This is a genomic window from Pseudomonas sp. GW821-FHT02B10 (genome assembly GCF_059421865.1).
Window position 1 is genome coordinate 1 of record NZ_JBWKVU010000026.1, and the last position, 19894, is coordinate 19894.

The 19894-nt window shown below is 64.2% G+C and carries 16 protein-coding genes, 1 tRNA gene and 2 pseudogenes; 6 read left to right on the forward strand and 13 right to left on the reverse strand.

Annotated features, from left to right (window positions below):
* Both AC07VU_RS30620 and AC07VU_RS30625 read left to right on the forward strand, forming a co-directional pair.
* Positions 1–144 (forward strand): annotated as a pseudogene (locus tag AC07VU_RS30620) (acetyl-CoA C-acetyltransferase); the annotation flags it as partial.
* A 347-nt stretch (positions 145–491) separates the two neighbouring features.
* Positions 492–1082 (forward strand): hypothetical protein, encoded by a 591-nt coding sequence (locus tag AC07VU_RS30625; RefSeq protein WP_495031019.1) that lies wholly within the window; start codon positions 492–494, stop codon positions 1080–1082.
* A 21-nt stretch (positions 1083–1103) separates the two neighbouring features.
* On the opposite strand, the gene AC07VU_RS30630 is transcribed toward AC07VU_RS30625, so the two are convergent.
* Positions 1104–2294, reverse strand: a complete 1191-nt coding sequence (locus tag AC07VU_RS30630) for an MFS transporter (protein WP_495031020.1) — start codon at positions 2292–2294, stop codon at positions 1104–1106.
* Positions 2295–2384: 90 nt separating this feature from the next.
* Entirely contained in the window at positions 2385–3308 is a 924-nt protein-coding gene (locus tag AC07VU_RS30635) for a LysR family transcriptional regulator (RefSeq protein ID WP_007932667.1), read from the reverse strand.
* Between the two features lie 136 nt (positions 3309–3444).
* On the opposite strand from AC07VU_RS30635, the gene lysA reads away from it, so the two are divergent.
* Positions 3445–4683: a diaminopimelate decarboxylase gene (lysA, locus tag AC07VU_RS30640; protein WP_274306345.1), complete on the forward strand. Its 1239-nt coding sequence runs from the start codon at positions 3445–3447 to the stop codon at positions 4681–4683.
* Positions 4684–4841: 158 nt separating this feature from the next.
* Here lysA and AC07VU_RS30645 read toward each other — a convergent pair whose 3' ends face one another.
* The 10 genes from AC07VU_RS30645 to AC07VU_RS30690 form a co-directional block, all read right to left on the reverse strand.
* Positions 4842–5258, reverse strand: a complete 417-nt coding sequence (locus AC07VU_RS30645; protein WP_007932660.1) for a fascin domain-containing protein — start codon at positions 5256–5258, stop codon at positions 4842–4844.
* 348 nt (positions 5259–5606) lie between these two features.
* The gene (locus AC07VU_RS30650) at positions 5607–5900 is read right to left on the reverse strand and encodes a DUF3144 domain-containing protein (RefSeq protein ID WP_062822851.1); all 294 of its coding nucleotides are present in this window, start codon (positions 5898–5900) and stop codon (positions 5607–5609) included.
* A 128-nt stretch (positions 5901–6028) separates the two neighbouring features.
* A complete protein-coding gene (locus AC07VU_RS30655; RefSeq protein ID WP_277588380.1) occupies positions 6029–6658 on the reverse strand; it encodes a glutathione S-transferase family protein in 630 nt (209 codons plus the stop codon).
* 43 nt (positions 6659–6701) lie between these two features.
* Complete coding sequence (locus AC07VU_RS30660) at positions 6702–7616, reverse strand: hypothetical protein (RefSeq protein WP_495031021.1); 915 nt, start codon at positions 7614–7616, stop codon at positions 6702–6704.
* A complete protein-coding gene (gene rtcA / locus AC07VU_RS30665; RefSeq protein ID WP_495031022.1) occupies positions 7616–8692 on the reverse strand; it encodes an RNA 3'-terminal phosphate cyclase in 1077 nt (358 codons plus the stop codon). The genes AC07VU_RS30660 and rtcA overlap by 1 nt, the downstream gene beginning before the upstream one ends.
* An 8-nt stretch (positions 8693–8700) precedes the next feature.
* Positions 8701–9489, reverse strand: coding sequence for a nucleotidyltransferase domain-containing protein (locus AC07VU_RS30670; protein WP_495031023.1), 789 nt, complete (start codon positions 9487–9489; stop codon positions 8701–8703).
* A gap of 71 nt (positions 9490–9560) precedes the next feature.
* Positions 9561–10904: a PBS lyase gene (locus AC07VU_RS30675; protein ID WP_495031024.1), complete on the reverse strand. Its 1344-nt coding sequence runs from the start codon at positions 10902–10904 to the stop codon at positions 9561–9563.
* A 4-nt stretch (positions 10905–10908) separates the two neighbouring features.
* Entirely contained in the window at positions 10909–12135 is a 1227-nt protein-coding gene (locus AC07VU_RS30680) for an RtcB family protein (protein ID WP_062822856.1), read from the reverse strand.
* A gap of 124 nt (positions 12136–12259) precedes the next feature.
* Positions 12260–12396 (reverse strand) — tRNA-OTHER (locus AC07VU_RS30685).
* 433 nt (positions 12397–12829) lie between these two features.
* Positions 12830–14380 carry an RNA-binding protein gene (locus AC07VU_RS30690; RefSeq protein ID WP_495031025.1) on the reverse strand — a complete coding sequence of 517 codons (1551 nt, stop codon included), beginning with the start codon at positions 14378–14380 and terminating at the stop codon, positions 12830–12832.
* Positions 14381–14584: 204 nt separating this feature from the next.
* Between AC07VU_RS30690 and rtcR the strand changes: the two genes are divergently transcribed.
* Entirely contained in the window at positions 14585–16192 is a 1608-nt protein-coding gene (rtcR, locus tag AC07VU_RS30695) for an RNA repair transcriptional activator RtcR (RefSeq protein ID WP_495031026.1), read from the forward strand.
* Between the two features lie 169 nt (positions 16193–16361).
* On the opposite strand, the gene AC07VU_RS30700 is transcribed toward rtcR, so the two are convergent.
* Positions 16362–16775: a PaaI family thioesterase gene (locus AC07VU_RS30700; RefSeq protein WP_274306336.1), complete on the reverse strand. Its 414-nt coding sequence runs from the start codon at positions 16773–16775 to the stop codon at positions 16362–16364.
* Between the two features lie 216 nt (positions 16776–16991).
* Between AC07VU_RS30700 and AC07VU_RS30705 the strand changes: the two genes are divergently transcribed.
* Both AC07VU_RS30705 and AC07VU_RS30710 read left to right on the forward strand, forming a co-directional pair.
* Entirely contained in the window at positions 16992–17780 is a 789-nt protein-coding gene (locus AC07VU_RS30705; RefSeq protein WP_274306335.1) for a DUF4349 domain-containing protein, read from the forward strand.
* A gap of 1653 nt (positions 17781–19433) precedes the next feature.
* Positions 19434–19894, forward strand: a pseudogene (locus tag AC07VU_RS30710) (energy transducer TonB); the annotation flags it as partial.

The window sequence follows — 19894 nt, forward strand, 5'->3', positions numbered from 1 at the left end:
GCCCTCGGCCACCCGATCGGCGCCTCGGGCTGCCGGGTGCTGGTGACCCTGCTGCACGAAATGCTCAAGCGCGATGCGAAAAAAGGCCTGGCGACCTTGTGCATCGGTGGCGGCCAGGGCGTGGCATTGGCCATCGAACGCTAACGCTTACCGCGCACCACGGCCGGCCCTCGGACCCACGACATCCGGCGGCTGGCCGGCAATACGCCCGGCGCACCCCAGGGTGCGCCGGGTTCGTTTTGCGGCCCGGCAGACGCCGGACGGAGGCCGCTGGCAGCCACCCATCCGTCAGCTACATTCAACTCATGCGGCTGGCGAGACTCGTTTTCCGCTCCTTCCTGCCCACTGACTCACGGCTGAAACAGTCCAGCCCGGTGCGTGGAGCCTTATCCGTCGAAGCCGGATCACAGCGCTCAAGCCTGCATGGGCAGAGCCCGGTATGCCACCCAGTCCTTTGCCTGCTTCATCGACCCGATAACGAGGAGCGGAACATGCGCCCGATCAGATGCCTGCTCTACACCGGCTTTTGCATAGTGCTGGCGGGGCTGGCCAGCCTCCAGGCCAGTGCCGGCCCCTCCTTCGACGCGGACAGAAAAGGACTCGAGAAACTCTCGACCAACGCCGGCGCCGAGCTGCACCGAGGCTTGCAGAAGTTCCACGAAATGCTGATGTACCTCGAACTGCGGGACACCCTGCATGCCACCGAGGCCAAGGCAGCAGCCCTGGAGCACTTCAACGAGTCGGTCGCCCTGTACAAGAAAGTCACTGCAAGCGCCCCCGAGCAGAAGATCCTCTACCAGCCCCGGGATGACAGTGAAAAAGACGCCATCAGCGCCTTCCAGAAGCGCTTGCAAGAGTTGGATATCGCGGTGCCCGACACCGAGAAACAGCTGGCCAACCTCGCCGTCACTGTGGTGACCCGGCATATCCATGTGCTGGAAAGGTCCAGTTTCAAGGCGACCAAGGCCGACTACACCCCCTTGCGCAAGGTCCTGCGCTCGCAGGCCCTGTTGCTCGACCTGGGCCTCCTCAGCTCGATTGTCTGGAGCCTGTCGGCCGATCAGCCTGGCGGGAGCCATTAGCGCCTTGCCCCCCTGAGGCTGTCACGGCGACTTCGGCTTGCCCATCAACAACAGCAGCGACAAGCCGGCAAACCCCGCTCCGGCGTAGAACGTCAGCGCCGCGCCATGGGCCTGCCACAGCCAGCCGGCGATCACGCTGGCCAGCAGCAGGGCCATTCCGCTCAACAGGTTGAACACGCCAAAGGCCGTGCCCTTGAGGTCGGCGGGCGTGGTGTCGGCCACCAGGGTGGCGAGGATGCCCTGGCTGAAGCCCATGTGCAGGCCCCACAGGGCGACGCCGAGCAGCACCAGCGGCACCGACTCGGCATAGGCCAACACCAGGTCGGCGAGGATCAGCAACAGCAGGCCGACGCTGAGCAAGGCGCTGCGGTTGATGCGGTCCGACCATTTGCCGACCGGATAGGCCGAGACCATGTAGAACCCGGCCATGACCACCATCACCAGCGGCACCCAGGCGGCGGCGAAGCCCAGTTGCTGGGCCCGCAGCACCAGGAACGCCTCACTGAAACGGGCCAGGGTGAAAGCCGCGCCGATGGCAACCACCCACCAGTAATGCCGGGAAAACCGCCGCAGCGAGGCCAGGCGCAATGGCGACTGGAAGTGCCGGCTGCCGGGGGTGTGCTCGGGTTCGCGGATGGCGAAGACCAACAGCGCCACGGCCAGCGCCGCGGGAATCACCGCCAGCCACAGGACCTGGGCAATATCGTTGGCCAGCCACAGCATCAGGCCGATGGCCAGGATCGGGCCGAGGAACGCCCCCACGGTGTCCAGCGACTGGCGCAGGCCAAAACAGGCGCCGCGAATTTGTGCCGGGGCCACATCCGCCACCAGGGCATCCCGTGGCGCGCCGCGAATGCCCTTGCCGATGCGGTCCAGCAGGCGCGCGCTGAACACCAGTTCCGCCGAACTCGCCAGGGGGAACAGCGGCTTGGTCAGCGCCGCCAGGCCGTAACCCAAGAGCAGCAGTTCCTTGCGCCGGCCGATGAAGTCGCTGAGGGCGCCGGAAAAGACTTTCACGATCAGCGCCGTGGCTTCCGCCACGCCTTCGATGATGCCGACCGCCAGCATGCTGATGCCCAGGGTGCCGACCATGTACAGCGGCAACAAGCTGTGCACCAGCTCGGACGACACGTCCATGAACAGGCTGACGAATCCCAGCGCCCAGACCGTGCGCGGAATGCCGCGGCTCAGGGGCTTTCCGGTGTCGCTCATTGCAGGTTCCGACATGACAGACAGTCCTCAAGGGGTACAAACGCTACCGGTCGCTTCAAGCCTAGGCGCACAACGGCGGCCCTGCTGCCTTCACTCCCGCCGCAGCCGGCGCTCGAGGGCGGCGGCCAACACCGAGGCCTCCTGTTTCAAGGAGGCGCAGAAGGCCTCGACGAAAATCGACGATGGCCGGAAATCCGGGCGGATCAGCATCACCCGGTACGGCACCGACAACTGCAGCGGGCGGATCGCCAGGCCCCTGCCCGCCTCCTCCATGGCACTCAGCGGGTTGATGATCGCCACCCCCAGCTGCTGGCGCACCATGGCGCAGACCGAGGCGGCATTGGTGGTCTCGATCACCACCCGGCGGTCGACGCCGGCCTGGCGAAAATGCTCGTCGAGGGTCTGACGATAAATGTCCAGGCCTGACAGGTTGATGAAATCCACCCCGCGAAAGTCTTCGCTGTGCAGCAGCGGCTTGGCCAGCAACGGGTGCCCTTCCGGCAGGATGCACACCATGTCGGCGCAAAACAGCAGTTCGCCCTGGGTGCCCCGTGGCAGGTGTTCGCTTTCGGTCAGGCCCAGGTCGTGGCGCTGGGCGCTGAGGGACTCTTCCAGCAAGGGCGATTCCTGGGCGGTGATGCTCAGGCCGATGCCGGCGTGTTGCTCCTGGAAGTGCTTGCACACCCGCGGCAGCAAGGTCTGGGAGAACAGCGGCAGGCAGGTCAGGCTCAACTGGCCGTGCTCGAAGCGGCGGATCGATTGCGCCACGCTGTTGATCCGCTCCAGGCCGACATAGGCGCGCTCCACTTCTTCCAGCAACAGCATCGCCTGGGCGGTCGGCAGCAGGCGGCCGCCCTCGCGGTCGAACAGGCTCAGCCCGGACAGGCTCTCCAGCCGCGCCAGCTCGCGGCTGACCGTGGGTTGCGAGGTGAACAGCAGGCGCGCGGCGCCGGTGACGCTGCCGGCCTGCATGATGGCGCGGAACACCTCGATATGCCGTAGGGAAATGTCCACCGCTCGCTCCTCGGTTTGAGACGTTGATTCACACAAGCCATATCAGAACTGAATCGAGATACAAAGAATAGATATTTTATTGAATACGCCGCCCTCGGCATCATGCAGGCCTCCTTCTTCGCCACAGACGATTGCCATGGCCATTCCCTTTTCTCCCGAGCAACTGACCGCCGCCGCCCGCCAGTACGGCACCCCGTTGTGGTGCTACGACGCGCGGACCATCAAGGTGCGCATCCAGCAACTGAAGGCCTTCGACGTGGTGCGTTACGCGCAGAAAGCCTGCTCCAACCTGCAGGTGCTGCGCCTGATCCGCGAGGCCGGGGTGCGGGTGGACGCGGTGTCCCTGGGGGAAATCGAACGGGCGTTGCTGGCCGGGTTCAGCCCGGAGGGCGATCCGGCCGGCATCGTCTTCACCTGCGACCTGTTCGACACCGCCACCCTGCAACGGGTGGTGGAGCTGAACATCGAGGTCAACGCCGGTTCCATCGACATGCTGCGCCAGCTTGGCGAGAAATCCCCGGGCCACCGCGTGTGGCTGCGGATCAACCCGGGCTTCGGCCACGGCCATAGCCGCAAAACCAACACCGGCGGCGAAAACAGCAAGCACGGCATCTGGCACGAGCAGGTCGGCGAAGCTCTCGCGGTGATCCGCCAGTACGGCCTGAAGCTGGTGGGCCTGCACATGCACATCGGTTCCGGCGTGGACTACGGACACCTGGAGCAGGTCGGCGCGGCCATGGTGGCGGCGGTCAAGTCCCTGGACCACGACATCGAGGCCTTCTCCATCGGCGGCGGCCTGTCCACCCCATACCGCGCGGGCGACGAGCCGGTGGACGTGCGGCGCTATGCCAATGCCTGGCGCCAGGCCCGCGAGGAAATCGAAGCCTGGCTCGGCCACGGCGTGCGCATGGAAATCGAACCCGGGCGTTTCCTGGTGGCCGAGGCCGGCTGCCTGGTCAGCGAAGTGCGGGTGGTGAAAGACGCCGGCAATCATCACTTCGTGCTGGCCGACACCGGCTTCAACGACCTGATGCGCCCGGCCATGTACGGCGCCTATCACGCCATGAGCCTGATCGACGCCAACGGCCAGGCGGTGCAGCGTCCACTGCGGCCCACCGTGGTCGGCGGCCCGCTGTGCGAGTCCGGCGATATCTTCACCCAGGACGACGAAAGCCTGACCCCGCAGTTGCTGCCCCAGGCCCGGGTCGGCGACCTGCTGGTGATCCACGACACCGGTGCCTATGGCGCCAGCATGTCCTCCAACTACAACAGCCGGCCGCTGCTGCCGGAGGTGCTGTTCGAGGATGGCCAGGTGAAACTGATCCGCCGGCGCCAGCCGCTGGCGGACCTGCTGGAACTGGAGATGGGGTTGTAAGGGCCTGAGACGCAACGTCACAGGTAAGCGGGGGACGATCTGCCTGTCCCCCCTTCCAGGCATCGCCCCTTGATCGACGCCGGGACTTCGTGGCCAGCCGCTGGAGTGCTGGCCACGCCAATCAAAAAACCTGCCCCGACGCCGAGTACCGCCTGGCGCTAGCCCTCGACCACCACCAGGAACTGGCTGTAGCGATCGATGCCGTCCTTGGACAATTCAAGCCCGGTCTCGCCCATGCGCGACATCCACTTGCCGTTGTCGCCACGCAGGGAAATCTGCCCGCTGGCGGTGTCGATGGCATAGGAGAACTGGCAGTACTGATCGATGCTGTCCTTGGACAGTTCAAGCCCCGTCGCCCCCATCCGCGACATGAACTTGTTGGTGTCGCCCTGCAATGCCAGCTTCTTGTCGTTGCCGATCTGGATCAGGGTGACCCTGAACTTGCAGTACTGGTCGATGGCGCCCTTGGACAGTTCGAGCCCGGTCGCGCCCATCCGCGACATGTAGTTGCCCGAGTCGCCGCGTAGCGAGATGACAGTACCGTTTTCAATCACACGTTGAGGAAGAACGATCATGTTTGGCACTCCTTGCTGATTGGGTAGGTTCCCTGGTGTAACCACAGGCGCAGCAATGCCTTGGCAACTCATGACCGTGCTCATCCCGGAGGGATATTAAACGCCCCTGGATTGCCTGCCGCAGGCGCAGTGTAGTCGAGCGATTGCCGGCTCCCGGGGCGCCCGGGAGACAACTGGACCAGCGGTTGCCGCAGCCCCGCCGCCCTCAGATCAAAGCGCTATGCACGGCCAGATGCAGACGCCACAAGGCTATAAAAAACCGCGGAGCGCCCATGCTCCGAAGAGCCAGGAGTCGAGTGCCGGGACAGCTTCACAGCTGGGCTGTGAAGCCTGTCGGGGGGGAAGGATTCAGTCTTGCTGGGGGCTCATGTACCGCGAGAAATTCTCGATGTAGTCGGTAAGGTTTTCTTCCATCATCAGGCGGAATTCCTCGACGAAATAATCCACCGCCTGCTGCTTGGCCGCCGCCAGTTCTTCGGCGTTGCGGCAACCGCAGGCGCTGACCCAGGCGGCAAAACGCGAGTTGGCGTACATCAGCGAGGCACTGGCCTTGCCGCGGCTGCTGTCGCCGATATGGGTGTTTGCCAGTTCGATGATGGCATCGGCGCGGTTGTAGAAATCCTGATCCGTTTCGTTGGCCAAGGGGCATTCCTCTTGAAAGTGGGCAGATGAGCGATAGGCGATGAAACATGAGCCTGAAGAAAGCCGGCGAGTATAAAAGCCTCGCGCCCAACCATCGACGGCTTTTGCTGCCTCGCGCCCTGCCGTATTCAGTCCGGCCAATGCCGCGCCAGCACCTGCGCCACCTGCGGGTGGCGGTCGATGCGCTCCAGCAGATCGCAACACTCGGGGCGTTCGCGCCGCAGATGCTCGCGCGTGCCGCACCAGCGCGACACCACCGCCGCCTGGAAATCCAGGGCCGCCAGGGGTGAACCGCTGGCGTACAGCTGTGTGGCGAACTGATCGGCGAACACCTCCCAGTTGCGGTGCAGGCGCTCATGGGCCGCGTCCCGTACCCGCGCCCTCAGCGCTTCATCGGCGCCCTGCAGCCAGCGTTCCGGGTAATCGATCACGCTGATCGCCGAGTAGCAATTGGCGGCGATAAACACCAGCCCGCGAATGGCCTGCGCCCGGGCGCTCTCATCCTCGGGCAGCAGCGCCGAGCGCGGATAACGCAAACCCAGCTCGATCAGGATCGCCGCGCTCTCGGTGAGGACACTGCCGTCCGGCAGTTGCAGGGTCGGGACCTGTTTCAGCGGATTGAGCCGCGCCAGCTCATCGGCCCCGGGCGACGGCGCCCAGGACGAGGCCTCGACGATGCGGTACGGCACCTGGCAACACTCCAGGGCAATCTCGACGATGGCCGAGCCGGAGCCTTGGGTCCCATAAAGTTGATACATGACCATCCCCTCGCTTGACTGGGCCTTACATCTGACGGGTTGCTTACCCGGGTTGTTCACTCCAGTGCTGGAAGTCCGCGAGGCGATAGGTCGGATGCTGATGGATAGCCTCGGCTGGCACGCGCAGAACGGTCCCACGGTAGCTCAGGCGATAGGTGAAACCGCCATACATGATCTTGCGGTCGGGGTCCGGATGCGCCTTGAGGAAGGCTTGGCGATCGGGATAACCGGTAGGGTCCGGAAACCGTGCCAGCTTATCGAACAGCACCACGTCCTCGGCCACCTCCTCCTGGGCCATATCAACCAGATAACGAGAATAGGTGATATTCATCGAAGGCAACCGTAGCCCCCTGGCAAGCAACCCATCAAGCCTGCGATCCAGATGCCCGAACACCGCGCGATAAGCACTCACCAGCAGCGCCCGCCGATAAAGGCTCATCGGTTTGGGAGCCCGCATACGCCGCACCAGGGAGTGGATCAATCGGTTGAGCATCCCGAAGCACGCGATCTCCAGCCTCATGCCGCCTTTTACTTCTAAAAACTTGCCGCACGCGGAAAATCGGGTCTTGTGATGGACAAGCTTGTTGCGCACCGTGATCGCGTAATCGAAAACCATGATCTCGATATGCCTGAGCAACGGATCGGGCTGCCGATTCTGGCGCCGGAAAATACTCAGCTTGTCCCGGAACAACTTGTCGCTCGTCCCGTAGTGCTGGTCGACTATCAGGTCCAAATAGTCAAAGACCACGGGGAACATCGAGAGATGCTCATGGCTGTCCAGAGACTTGCGGACCAATGAGGGGTGATAGGTTTTTGCATCGATATAGCTATGCGACACCCCATCCTTGATCGTGGTTTTCTGACCGTAAACCGCCAGATCATTGGCAATATCGAACCCCTGCAACAGCTGTTCGGTAAGGCGCAGTTTCTTCTGCAAAAAGACTTCAGTGATATTCATCAAATACTCTCGTGTTCAGTAGGTCCGGCAACGCAGACATTGCGCTCAATGGCGCGGGGTAGAACCTCGATGCGCAGCACCCCGTGAGCGCCCGTCGAACAGTCGATACGCACCGGCAAAAACGCCTCGATCACCCGGATATTGCTCTGCAGGTGCTCGCTCATGCGTGGGGTGGTGAAGCTTCCGCCGCCGGCCAGGGCCATGGGCAGCAGCAGCTGATCGGCCAGGTGCTCGGCCAGCGCGGCACCGGAATCCAGCCACTCGCGGGCCTGGTCGATGGCCCGATCGGCCACGCTTTCGGCCCGCAGGCTGCTCTGGCCAAAACCGCTGAACAGCTCGGTCAGGTGCTCGAAGACGAACTCCAGCAACAGCACGTTGCCCGGACCGCATTGCTCATCCAGGCGCACCGGGCTCAGGTGTTCCCGAGGCAGGTCCAGGCGAGTGCCGACCCGGCGCAATTCGCGCTCCGCCACATGCTCCGGCAGGCCGGCGCTCAGGGCCCAGGCCCGACGCCCGAGCAGCTCGCCACGCTGTTCCAGGTGCAGGGGTTGCAGGGTCGAGGGCTGGATAAAGGCTTGCAGTTCGCCACCGCCGGCGGGAACGAAACCATGGCGCAGCAGCTGCAACTCCACCTGCCCACCCATGCGCCGCAGTTGCGGCAGCCAGGCCTGCTGGAGGAAATCCACCGGCGGTGCCAGCGGATTGTGGGTGCCGCCGCTGATGCTCACGCGGCTGGGCTCCGGGGCTTGCAACAGGGCCGGCAGCAGGGTCTGCAACACCAGGGTGCAGCTGCCGGCGGTGCCGATGGCGAAACGGTAGTCGCCGCCGCGAATCGGCCCCGGCTCGAAGGTCAGCGCCCGGGAACCCAGTTCGGCGCCCGAAACCCTGGCCGCGCAGACCTGCGCCGCCGCCAGCACCGCGGTCAGGTGCTGGCGCAGCAACCCCGGGCGACTGCGCCGGGCCCGTATATTGTGGATGCGCAGGGTCTTGCCGGTGAGCATCGACAGGCTCAGGGCACTGCGCAGGACCTGGCCGCCGCCGATGGCGCCGTCCAGTTCGATGACATCCTGTTTCATCACATTCCTCAGGCGTAGTGCCGGACGCTGTCTCGCAAGTAGGCGTCCAGCACAGCGTTGTCTTGATGGGTGCGCGCCAGCTTGGGCACCGGGCGCTCCAGTTCAGCGGCGATAAAGGCGTGCAGCGCCGGGCGCCGCGGCCCGTAAGCGGCCTCGTCGGCGCTGCGCTTCAATGCCAGCAACTCATCCACCTCGTCCAGCAGTGGCCGATGGTCGACGGTGCCCAGCAGCTCGGCGAAGGTCATCGGCGGCCGGCCGCGCCCCTGATCAATCCAGCGCACCGCGAGCAACGGCCGGAGCACGTAGAAGTACTTCTTGAACCGCACGCTGTCGCCTTGCAGGTAGCCGCGAAAGTTCTTCCTGGCCATCGACAGGTAGTGATTGCGTGCCGCCGGCGGACTGTAGAAGGCCTCCGCCAACTCTCGCAGGCGCGCGGTTGCCGCCGGCTCGCTGCGATACACCAGGGGCGAATCCAGCCACTCCAGCAGGGTCGGGTTGGACTTGCGCAGCAGCCCGAGGGTCTTGCGCAACTCCCAGCCGCTGATGTCCAGCTCGTCGTCCAGCGGCCGCTCGATCACGTCCCGCCCGGCGTCCACCTGGATGAACCACTCGGGCTTCTCCACATAGACGAACCGCACATCGTAATCGCTGTCGGTGGAGGCAAAGCCCCAGGCCCGGCTGCCCGATTCGCAGGCATACAACACCTGCACGTTACGCTCGCGCTCGATCCGCGCCAGCTCATCCAGTACCCGCTCGCGCATGGCGCTGCTCAGCGGGTAGCGTTCATTGAATTGCATGATTCCTTGTCCTGTTCAATCGACGATCGCCAGCACCTCAGCGCTGGCCTGATCGCCTTGTACATCGGTATTCACAACAGGCGCTTGAGCGATCCGCGAGGCAGTTCACCGGCCTCCTCCATCGCTTGCAACCGCTGCGCCAGTGCTTCTCGCAGTGGCTTGGGGGTCACCGGGTCGAACATCGCGTAGCGGGCATCGCACCAACGGGCCAGGGCCTCGCGCCAATAAGCGGCTTCGCTGCCCGCCCGATCCAGGCGACACAGCAGGTATTGCAACTGGCGCCAGCCCGGCTTGAGCCCCAGCAAGGCCCAGCGACGCGCCTGCGGCAGCGCATGCCAGTGCTGCTCCAGCCGCTGTTCCAGGGCCTCTTCGAACGCCGCCCAGGGCTGCTCGCGCAGCAGGTCGAGGGCGCAGTTGAAGACCTTGTCCGACGGATCGTCCAGGGCCGCCAGCTGCTGGGCCAGGCCACGTTCGCCGAGGGTCTGCAGGGCCAGCAGGCGCACGTTCAGCGCCTTCGAGGCCAGGGCCTGTTGCAGCATGGCGTCGGCCTGCGGCTCCCGCAGTTCCCTGACCAGCCCCAGCAGGCCCAGCCACTCGCGCTTGTTGCCCGGAGCCGGCTGCTGCAACCGGTCCAGCAGCACTTGCCGTGGGTCCAGCCCATGGCGTGGCGCGGCCCAATGGGCCAGGCAACGCAAGGCCCCCGAAGGGTCGAGCAGGGCCTGCGCCAGGTACCCGCGACAATCGGCCAAGCGTGACAACAGCAGTCGCAAGGCCTTGACCCGCACACTGGCGCCACAGCTGCGCATCACCGCTTCCAGCAAAGGCACCGCCTGCTCGTCGGGCAGTTCGGCGCAGGCATCTACTGCCATCTGCCGCACGCTGACCTCGGGGTGGCGCAAGGCAATCGCCAGCAGCGCCACGCGGTCCTCCACGCCTTCCAGCAACAGCTCGAAGACAAAGCGCGCGGCTTTGCCCCGACAGCTGCCAAAGGCGCTTTCCACCTCGGGCCGTACCTGGGCCAGCAGCAACACCGAACGCGCCCGCTCCAGGGTGACGCCATGGTCCGCCCGCTGTTTGTCGGCCAGGGCCAGCAACGGCGCCAGGGCCTGCAACAGCAAACCGGCACGCTCTGGCACCAGATAAAACTCAAGCGCCGCAGCCGCTTCCTGGCGAACCTGGGGCACCCAATCGTTGAGGCGTTCCAGCAGCGCCGCCAAGGCCTCGACCGATGGCTGCGCGGACAATCCACGCACCGCGGCCTGCCGCACGAACCCGTTGCCGAAGCGGCTCAGTTCCAGCAAGGCGCTGTGCCTGTCCAGGGTGTCCAACACTTCCCGCACCCGGCGGGCTTCGTAGTCGCTCAGCTGGTAATGCCAGCTGGGCGGGGCCTCTATTACTGCGTCCATGTCGTGCATTGTTCTACCCCTTGACGCACACCACCTGACGCAGGGTGTGCAGCACTTCCACCAGCTCGCGCTGGGCGTGCATGACTTGGTCGATGTCCTTGTAGGCCATCGGGATTTCATCGATCACCGCGGTGTCCTTGCGGCATTCCACATGGGCGGTGGCGCGGATCTGGTCGGCCAGGGTGAAGGTGTTCTTGGCCTTGGTGCGGCTCATGGTGCGCCCGGCACCGTGGCTGCAGGAGCAGAACGCCTCCTCGTTGCCCAGCCCGCGAACGATGAAGCTCTTGGCACCCATCGATCCCGGGATGATCCCCAGCTCGCCCTTCTTCGCCGACACCGCGCCCTTGCGGGTTACCAGCACCTCTTCACCGAAGTGGCGTTCCTTCTGCACGTAGTTGTGGTGGCAGTTCACGGCCTCCAGCGCCACCTCGAAAGGCTTGCGGATCACCTGGCGGGTGGCCTGGATCACCAGTTGCATCATCAGTTCACGGTTGTGCCGGGCAAAATCCTGGGCCCAGGCCACGGCCTCGACGTAATCGTCGAAGTGCCGGCTGCCTTCCTCGAAGTAGGCCAGGTCGCGGTCCGGCAGGTTGGCGATGTGCTGGCGCATATCCGCCTGGGCCAGGTGGATGAACAGGTTTCCGATGGCGTTACCCACGCCACGGGAACCGCTGTGGAGCATGAACCAGACCCGGTTGGCCTCATCCAGGCAGACCTCGATGAAGTGGTTGCCGCCGCCGAGGGTGCCCAGGTGCTGGCGGTTGTTGCTGTTGGCCAGCGCCGGGTACTTGTCGGTGATCGCCTTGAAGCGTGGCTGCAAGGCCGCCCAGGCCTGGTCGGCCTGGCGCGGCACGTCGCCCCAGGCGCCCTTGTCGCGGCCGCTGCGCGGCGAGGTGCGGCCATGGGGCACCGCCTGTTCGATGGCGCTGCGCAAACCGTGCAGGTTATCCGGCAGGTCGGCTGCGGTCAGCGAGGTGCGGGCGGCGATCATGCCGCAGCCGATATCCACCCCGACCGCCGCCGGGATGATCGCGCCCAGGGTGGGGATCACACTGCCGATGGTCGAGCCCTTGCCCAGGTGCACATCCGGCATCACCGCCAGGTGCTTGAAGATGAACGGCATCTTCGCGGTGTTCATCAGTTGCTGGCGGGCTTCGTTTTCCACGGGCACGCCCTCGGTCCACATCTTGATCGGCTTGCCGTTGGCGACTTCCAGCAGTTGGTAGGTCTTGTGTTCCATGTTCCTGACTCTTTTTTCTGTGGCTGAAAATCCAGCCTTGTTCGGTGGCCGGTGGTCCGGCATAAAACGGCGACCAGTGAAGGCGGAACATGCAGCGCGCTCTGCCACTGAGCTAGCCCCTTGCGGTTGGCGGGAATCGAACCCGCGACCACGCTGTCCTGTAGTTCCACCGGCATTCGCCGGGTCAATCGGTGCAGGCAGGGCCTGCGGGCAGCGACAAGAGAACAGGCACATGCGCTCTACCGACTGAGCTACAGCCTTGCGGCTGGCGGGGCTCGAACCCGCGACACGATGTAGTACCTGTGGCATTCGCTGCCATCCCGCTCGAGCGGGAGAAAAAACTGCGACGACAAGGGTCGATGAAACCGTGCACTCGTGTTCTGACCTTTGAACTACGGCGCCTTTTCAGGCACCGGCGGGACTCGAACCCGCATCACGAATCTGGGATGTAGTTCCATCAGCATTCGTCGCTGAAACCGCAAAAAAGGTGGCACGACAAAAGAAGTGACTGATCGCCGGAATCGAACCGGCATAACCATGATGTACAGCCACTGGCATTCGTGCCTTCACAGGCCCTGACAACATTTGCTGGGACGTCTTTGGATGTAGTCACAGCGGCATTCAGGGCCTATGAACAAAAATTCTTCGGCGTGCGCCGGGTGAGCGGCGCACGGTTTATCTCATGCCTTGCCGATCAGGGCGCCATCGCCTCGATCGCCTCGACCCAGTGCTGCGTACCGTAGTTGCCTGCGGTGAACTGCTGGATCACATCGAACACCGCGTCACTGAAGCCGCCGACGTTGAGGATGTCCTCGCGGTCCGGCGCCTGGGTGGTGGCCCCGGGTTGCATATCGATGCACACCAGCCGCGCCTGCGGGTTGATGGCCTTGATCCGCTCCCACTGGCGCAGGGTCTCGGTCGCCCCATGGCGCCGCGCATCGATCCACGACTCGTTGTCCGAGACCAGGATCAGGGTGTCCACCTTGCACTTGGCGTTGGCCAGTTGTGCCAGGGGCGCCGAGCAGTTGGTCCCGCCACCGCCGATGGCCGCCAGTTTCTGCGCATTGCTCATCACGCTGTCCCGCGGGTTGAGGCTGATATCCACCACCCCGACCTCGAACGGCATGACCCGCGCCGCCGGCTGCTTGCGCAACACCGCTGCCGCCACCAGGGCCGCCACATCGATGCAACGCACCGCCGTGGTGGCGCCCTGGCGATAACCGGTGACCGGGCTGTGCATCGACCCCGAGACATCCGGGCACACCACCACCGCACCTTGCAGCGCCGGCACGTTGGCCAGCGACAGCTCCAGGGCATCCTGCAACGCCTCGCGCACCGGCTGCGGCACCTCGTCCCCGGCCATGCGGTAGGCCGCCAGCAACTGGTACGGGTAGACCCGGGCCTTGGCCACCTCGGCGGCATCCGCCAGCCGCGCCGCCACATACTCGGTGCAACCCGGCACCTGGAACGCGCCATGGCGGGCCAGGGTGTTGAGGTTCATGCGCAGCCCCTGCCAGCCCATATTGTGCGCCTGTTCGGCCCATTGCTCGCGGCTCAGGGTTTCGTTGCCGAGCAACTGGAACGGTACCTGCGGCACCACCGTGGTCGCACCGCTGCGAAAGGCCAGCAAGGCGCGGGTCAGCTCAGGCAACGCCTGCACCTCCACCGGCTTGCCGATCAACCAGGCGAAGAAGGCTGCGCGCCAGGCCTCGCTTGGCTTGGGGTGCACCATCTTGACCACGTCCGCCAGCGACGGCTGGTTGCCCACCGAGGCCTGCAACAGCTGGCGCTCGGTGGCGCTGTTCAACCAGTTCTGTACCAGGCGCTTGGGCTGCGACCCCAGGGATTTACGCCCGGTCGCCCCGCTGCGCAGGATCTGCACGAAGTTGCGCAGCATCTTGCCGTTGTCCACCACCTGGGCGAACAGCTCCGGCACCAGGGCCGAGCGTTGCGCGGTCAGCGCCGCCAGCAGCAAGGCCGGCATGTCTTTCATATGACCCTGTTGCCGAGCGTAACGCGCGGCCTGGGCGACGAAACGGCTGTCGACTTCGTTCACCAGTTGCAGCACCGCTTCCAGCTGGCCTTCGGGCGAGGTGTAGAAGGTCGAGTTCAAGCAACCGGTCACCGCCAGTTGGGCCAGGCGATGCTTGGCGTTGTAGGCATAGGCCGGGGCCTGGGCGGCGTTCAGGGTGTTGCTCGCTGGCGCTTTGGCCTGTTGGGTGTTGAACAGCTGGAAGTTGGCCATCTTGGCGTCTCGCTCTGTTGTCTTGTTCGTTGCCAGAGAGATTGCAGCCGCTGTGCCAATTTTATTTTTCTCCGCAAATTATTTTTTAACTAATTGATTTATAACGATTTTATTTTCAAATGATTTTTCATTGACGAGTCGTCGAGACAAAACTCCTGATAATTTTATATCTTTGTTTATCGTTTTTTATCTTCAGGTATAAACATGTCGAACAAGCCCGCGATCGCCATAGGTTTTGTCGGTTCCACCCTCGATCGCGTCGGCAAGGGCGCCAACCGCTGGAACCATTGGCGCCCCAGTGTCGGCCTGTGCCAGCAGCAGGACGTGCTGATCCATCGCCTGGAGCTGATCCACGGCGTCGATGCCCGGGACGTCAGCCTGGCCGAGCGGGTGGCCAGCGACATTCGCCAGGTATCGCCGCAGACCGAGGTGCGCCTGCACCCCATGGGCCTGAAGAACCCCTGGGATTTCGAGGAGGTGTACGGCGCCCTGCACGACTTCACCAGCGCCTACCCCTTCGACACCGAGCGCGAGGACTACCTGGTGCACATCACCACCGGGACCCACGTGGCGCAGATCTGCTGGTTCCTGCTGACCGAGGCGCGCTACCTGCCGGCACGGCTGATCCAGACCTCCCCGGCGCGGCGCCGCGACCCGGAGCAGCACGCCACCGGCACCCACGCCCTGATCGACCTCGACCTGTCGCGCTACGACCGCATCGCCTCGCGCTTCGCCGGCAAGCGCCTGGAGGGCCTGGCCTTCCTCAAGTCCGGGATCGCCACCCGCAACGCCGCGTTCAACCGTTCCATCGAACAGATCGAGCGGGTGGCCGTACGCTCCAAGGCACCGATGCTGCTGATCGGCCCCACCGGCGCCGGCAAGTCGTTCCTGGCCCGGCGCATCTATGAACTCAAGCGCGGCCGGCACCAGGTCCAGGGGCGTTTTGTCGAGGTCAACTGCGCCACCCTGCGCGGCGACGGCGCCATGTCGGCGCTGTTCGGGCATCTCAAGGGCGCCTTCACCGGTGCCCAGAACGCCCGCGACGGCCTGTTGCGGGCGGCGGACGGCGGCATGCTGTTTCTCGACGAGATCGGCGAGTTGGGGCTCGACGAACAGGCGATGCTGCTCAAGGCCATCGAAGAGAAACGCTTCTTCCCCATGGGCTCGGACAAGGAAGTGGACAGCGACTTCCTGATCATCGCCGGCACCCACCGCGACCTGCGCGGCCGGGTCGCCCAGGGCCTGTTCCGCGAGGATCTGTATGCGCGGATCAACCTCTGGACCTTCAACCTGCCGGGGCTGGCCGGGCGGCGCGAGGACATCGAGCCGAACATCGACTTCGAATTGGAACGCCACGCCCGCGAGCAAGGGCGCCTGGTGCGCTTCAACCTTGAGGCGCGGCGGCGCTACCTGGCGTTTGCCAGTTCCAGCGAGGCGGCGTGGCTGGGCAACTTCCGCGAGCTGTCGGCGTCCATTACCCGCATGGCCACCCTGGCCGACAGCGGGCGCATCGACGAAGCCCAGGCCGAGGAAGAAATCGAGCGGCTACGGTATGCCTGGGGCTTGAGCCAGGAGCAGGATCCGCTGGCCACCCTGCTGGGCGACACGGCCGAACTCGACCTGTTCGACCGCCTGCAACTGCAGGCGGTGATCGAGGTCTGCCGCCAGGCCGACAGCCTGTCCGATGCCGGGCGCAAGCTGTTTGGCGTGTCCCGCCAGACCAAGGCCCAGCCCAATGACGCCGACCGCCTGCGCAAGTACCTGGCGCGCTTCGGCCTGGAGTGGAAGCAGATAGTGGCACCAGCGGACTAAGAGGGGTTGCCTGCGAGCGCTGCGCGCTCGATCGCAGCCTGCGGCAGCGGCTACACAAGCCCACTGCCCCTCCCGCCAACGGCACAGATCGCTTCCCCGGTAGCCGCTGGCGAAGCCTGCGATCGAGCGCGAAGCGCTCGCAAAAGCGCCCCACACACCTGCCCTGCCCTCAGCCACCCGGCACCGCGAACACCGCGTTGGCCCTGGCCACCACCCGCTCGCCGACCTGCAGGGTGACGGTGGCAAAGGCCATCTGCCGGCCGCGCTTGGAATGTTCCAGGCGCACATCGATCCATTCGCCGACCTGCACCGCGCCGAGGTAGTCCAGGTGCATGCTGGCGGTGATCAATGGCAGCGGCGGATCGCTGGCGAAGGCCATGGCGTAGCCCATGCCGACATCGGCCAGGGTGGCGAGGATGCCGCCGTGCACGGTGCCACGACCGTTGGCGTGACGGCGGTCGGCGCGCAGGCCGATCTCCAGTTGCAGGCCGCTGCCACGGCAATACACCGGGCCGATCAGCTCCAGCAGCGGGCTGCTGCGGGACAAGGGGGCATAACCTTCGGGTAACTCGAGCGAGCTCATGACAGGTCTCCGTTGCCGATGGCGATGACCAAGGCACGGGTCATCGGTCCCTGAGGTGTACGCCGAAGCGGTGCCCGCGCCCAGCCGTATCCATCCGGCAAATCCCTGGCGATAAGGCGCGGCGACACGACATCCGCCCCTCCCCGGGCAATCGACGATAAGATACGCAGCCGTCCCGCCTGCCCCGGGCACGATCATTTATTTCAAGGAGCGACCATGCACCCTCAGGACGACACCCCCACCCCGCTGCGCAGCCTCGCCGTGGTGCTGCTCAGCACCCTGCTGGCCGCCTGTTCCCCCAGCGATCGTTCGTCCTCGGTGGCGGTCGGCGGCGCCCAGGGCAAGGCCGGCGCGCAACTGGCCTATGAACATGAACTGAGCCTGTCGCTGCCCTCGGCGCAGATCGCGCCGCGCCTGGCCGCCACCCGCGAAGCCTGCGAAAACGCCACGTTCGGCGCCTGCAATATCCTGCGCCTGCAACAAGGCCAGTACCGCGCCCAGGTGATCCTGCGCATCGTGCCCGACGGCGTCGAACCGATAGTCGCGCTGGCCGCCCAGGGCGCCGAAATCGGCGAACGCATCACCAGCGCCGAAGACCTGGCCGACGCCGTGGCCGACGTACAACGCCAGCAGGAACGGCTCAAGGCCCAGCAGCAACGCCTCGACCAGTTGGCGGCGCGCAAGGACATCACCGTCAGCGACCTGATCGCCCTGAGCAAGGAACAGGCAAGCATCGAGAACGACCTGCAGGCCCTGGCCCAGGTCGCCGCCGGGCACCAGCGCCGGCTCGACACCAACCGCCTGACCCTGAACTTCGAGCCCACCGACAGCAGCCAGCGCGGCTCGAAACTGCAACGCGCGTTCGACAACCTGCTGGACAACCTCGCCTACGGCACCGCCGAAGCCCTGGAGAAAGGCAGCTACGTGCTGCCATTCCTGATCCTGGCCTTCCCGCTGGTGATGATCTGGGTCTGGCTGTGGCGCCGGTTCGTGCGCCGTCGTTGAGTCGCAGCACTCTGCAAAGCCCAAGAAGCCCGGCCTGATGCGCCGGGCTTTTTTATGGGCACGGGCGAGCTTGTCGTCCCGAGGATTTTTATCGCGAGCCGGCCCCGCCAACATCGGCTGCCCACCGCCAGCCCCGCAAAACAAGGCCTGGCGGGCATAGGCGAAGAAAATTGCACGAACGTACCTGGAACTGGCACGTTTTTCCCATGCACCTGCAGCTTGCGAATCGAGCCACCGCAAGAGCCGCATCGACGGTGCCTACCCGCACCAATAGCAATCATCGGACGCTATCCGCGTCCCCATAAAGTGCAGACGGCGAGCCAAAAGCTCGTTGAGCTGAGACTGGCGATAAGGAAGTCTCATGTGCGATGTGCAGTCATGTTCACCGGCGTTTTCCGCTATTGGCTCCACCGTTTCGCCCCTGGTTCCGCCTCGTCCGGCAGCCCTGCCCGGACCGGCCCTCGCGCCCTGTGCGTCATCGACGATCGACCTTGCGCACGCTACGCGGCGCTGCCTGTGCCAGCCTCTGGCGATGCCCCCTGCTCCAGTCGCTGGGGCAACTTTCAGGTTGGCGGTAGTGGCTGTTATAAGGCCGACCCTCTCCCGGTACCGATATCCAAGCCAGTCTTCCCAGGTACTGCCCAGCGTATCCCGACACAAACATTCGCCCCCAGCCCGGTCTCGCCACTGTCCAAGTAGCGTCGACGGAAGAACCCTCGACAAGACCGATCGTCGACTGTTTTTTAACCACTAAGCAGCCAACTTCATTTTGCACTCGGTGACACTTCACCGAGCGAAAGCCGTATTTCTATCGTTGCATATTCGACAATAAACAAACGTGCCAAAGCACGTTAAAAGTGGATGATCAGAGCGTTGTCCGACAATAAGGCAATTCAATATCAATCCATCGACCACTGGGTAATGAGCGGACCACTGTTTACATACACTCAATGTACGTACCGGTTAATTATCCGCACCCCCAACAGGCTAATAAGAGGCCCGTCATCGCCCTGCTCAATGGCGGGCAGGCGAGCGCGCCATGGATACTCAAGAATGCTCCCCGAGCGGGCCGTAAAAGACTACAGAAGCCCTACGCAGAGCCCTGAAAACAACAAGATCAAGGACCTCCAGGCAATGACCGGCTAGTCACTGTTTATTTGCACCAAATCAATTCGCCAGACACTTTTTAGTGCGTTGGCCACGGTATTGATCGCCCCTGTTTCCGGCTGAAAAGCGGATAACCCAGGGCAGGCAGGCTCGCCCGTAAAAAGCATTTACGGTCAACTTTTCGAGGCGCTGAATATATATTGTTGCGCCAGTTTTTCTCGCAAATTTATATAAATGCGACATGCACTACGAGCCGTCGCCAATTGCATAAAGACCGACACAATCTGGCATAGCGGTTGCTATATGTAACGAGTACGAGACAGGTGCATTACAAACACCAACTCATCCCACAACAATCTTCCAGGGAGTGGTAATGAACAATCTAAGCCGAAGGCGATAAGCCACTCGTTTGCACAAGGCCGTTCAACCAGATAGTTCAACTATCGGCTTTTGCTCACCCTTGAAAAAGTTAAACCCGACTTTCGAACATTCCAGCCAATGTTCGAACGGTGCCTTATTGCCCTTCATCCGACCGAGGGAGCTTTAATGAACGATGCGGTAAAGAACAGAACCCTGCCGAGACCCTTGGGCGATGAAGCCGTCGTCCAGGTTGCGCGGGGCCGTCCTTATAAGGGCAATGCATCGAAACCCGGAGGCCTGAGCAAGCACCAGGTGCTGTTGCTGGTGACGGTCTCGGCCCTGCTCCATGGTGGCGCCTGGTGGTTCTTCCAGCAGACCCGCGCCGCGCCACTGGAAACGCCCCCGGAAATCCCGGAAATGACCGTCGAGCTGAGCAGCCCGACCCCGCCCGCGCCGCCTGCCCCGGAACCTCCGCCGCCGCCACCGCCGCCCGAACCCGAGCAACCGGTGGAAGACGAAGACGCGCTCAAGCCGCCGCCCAAGCCGGTGGAGAAACCCAAGCCCATCGAAAAGCCCAAGCCGGTCGAAAAACCCAAGCCGGTGAAAAAGCCCGAGCCGCCGAAAACACCGGCTCCACCCGCCCCCGC

Excerpts from the sequence above, each read along its gene's own strand:
- AC07VU_RS30625 (WP_495031019.1), top strand. The coding sequence starts at position 492 with ATGCGCCCGATCAGATGCCTGCTCTACACCGGCTTTTGCATAGTGCTG.
- AC07VU_RS30630 (WP_495031020.1), bottom strand. The coding sequence starts at position 2,294 with ATGAGCGACACCGGAAAGCCCCTGAGCCGCGGCATTCCGCGCACGGTC.
- lysA (WP_274306345.1), top strand. The coding sequence starts at position 3,445 with ATGGCCATTCCCTTTTCTCCCGAGCAACTGACCGCCGCCGCCCGCCAG.
- AC07VU_RS30645 (WP_007932660.1), bottom strand. The coding sequence starts at position 5,258 with ATGATCGTTCTTCCTCAACGTGTGATTGAAAACGGTACTGTCATCTCG.
- AC07VU_RS30655 (WP_277588380.1), bottom strand. The coding sequence starts at position 6,658 with ATGTATCAACTTTATGGGACCCAAGGCTCCGGCTCGGCCATCGTCGAG.
- AC07VU_RS30660 (WP_495031021.1), bottom strand. The coding sequence starts at position 7,616 with ATGAATATCACTGAAGTCTTTTTGCAGAAGAAACTGCGCCTTACCGAA.
- rtcA (WP_495031022.1), bottom strand. The coding sequence starts at position 8,692 with ATGAAACAGGATGTCATCGAACTGGACGGCGCCATCGGCGGCGGCCAG.
- AC07VU_RS30670 (WP_495031023.1), bottom strand. The coding sequence starts at position 9,489 with ATGCAATTCAATGAACGCTACCCGCTGAGCAGCGCCATGCGCGAGCGG.
- AC07VU_RS30675 (WP_495031024.1), bottom strand. The coding sequence starts at position 10,904 with ATGCACGACATGGACGCAGTAATAGAGGCCCCGCCCAGCTGGCATTAC.
- AC07VU_RS30680 (WP_062822856.1), bottom strand. The coding sequence starts at position 12,135 with ATGGAACACAAGACCTACCAACTGCTGGAAGTCGCCAACGGCAAGCCG.
- AC07VU_RS30690 (WP_495031025.1), bottom strand. The coding sequence starts at position 14,380 with ATGGCCAACTTCCAGCTGTTCAACACCCAACAGGCCAAAGCGCCAGCG.
- rtcR (WP_495031026.1), top strand. The coding sequence starts at position 14,585 with ATGTCGAACAAGCCCGCGATCGCCATAGGTTTTGTCGGTTCCACCCTC.
- AC07VU_RS30700 (WP_274306336.1), bottom strand. The coding sequence starts at position 16,775 with ATGAGCTCGCTCGAGTTACCCGAAGGTTATGCCCCCTTGTCCCGCAGC.
- AC07VU_RS30705 (WP_274306335.1), top strand. The coding sequence starts at position 16,992 with ATGCACCCTCAGGACGACACCCCCACCCCGCTGCGCAGCCTCGCCGTG.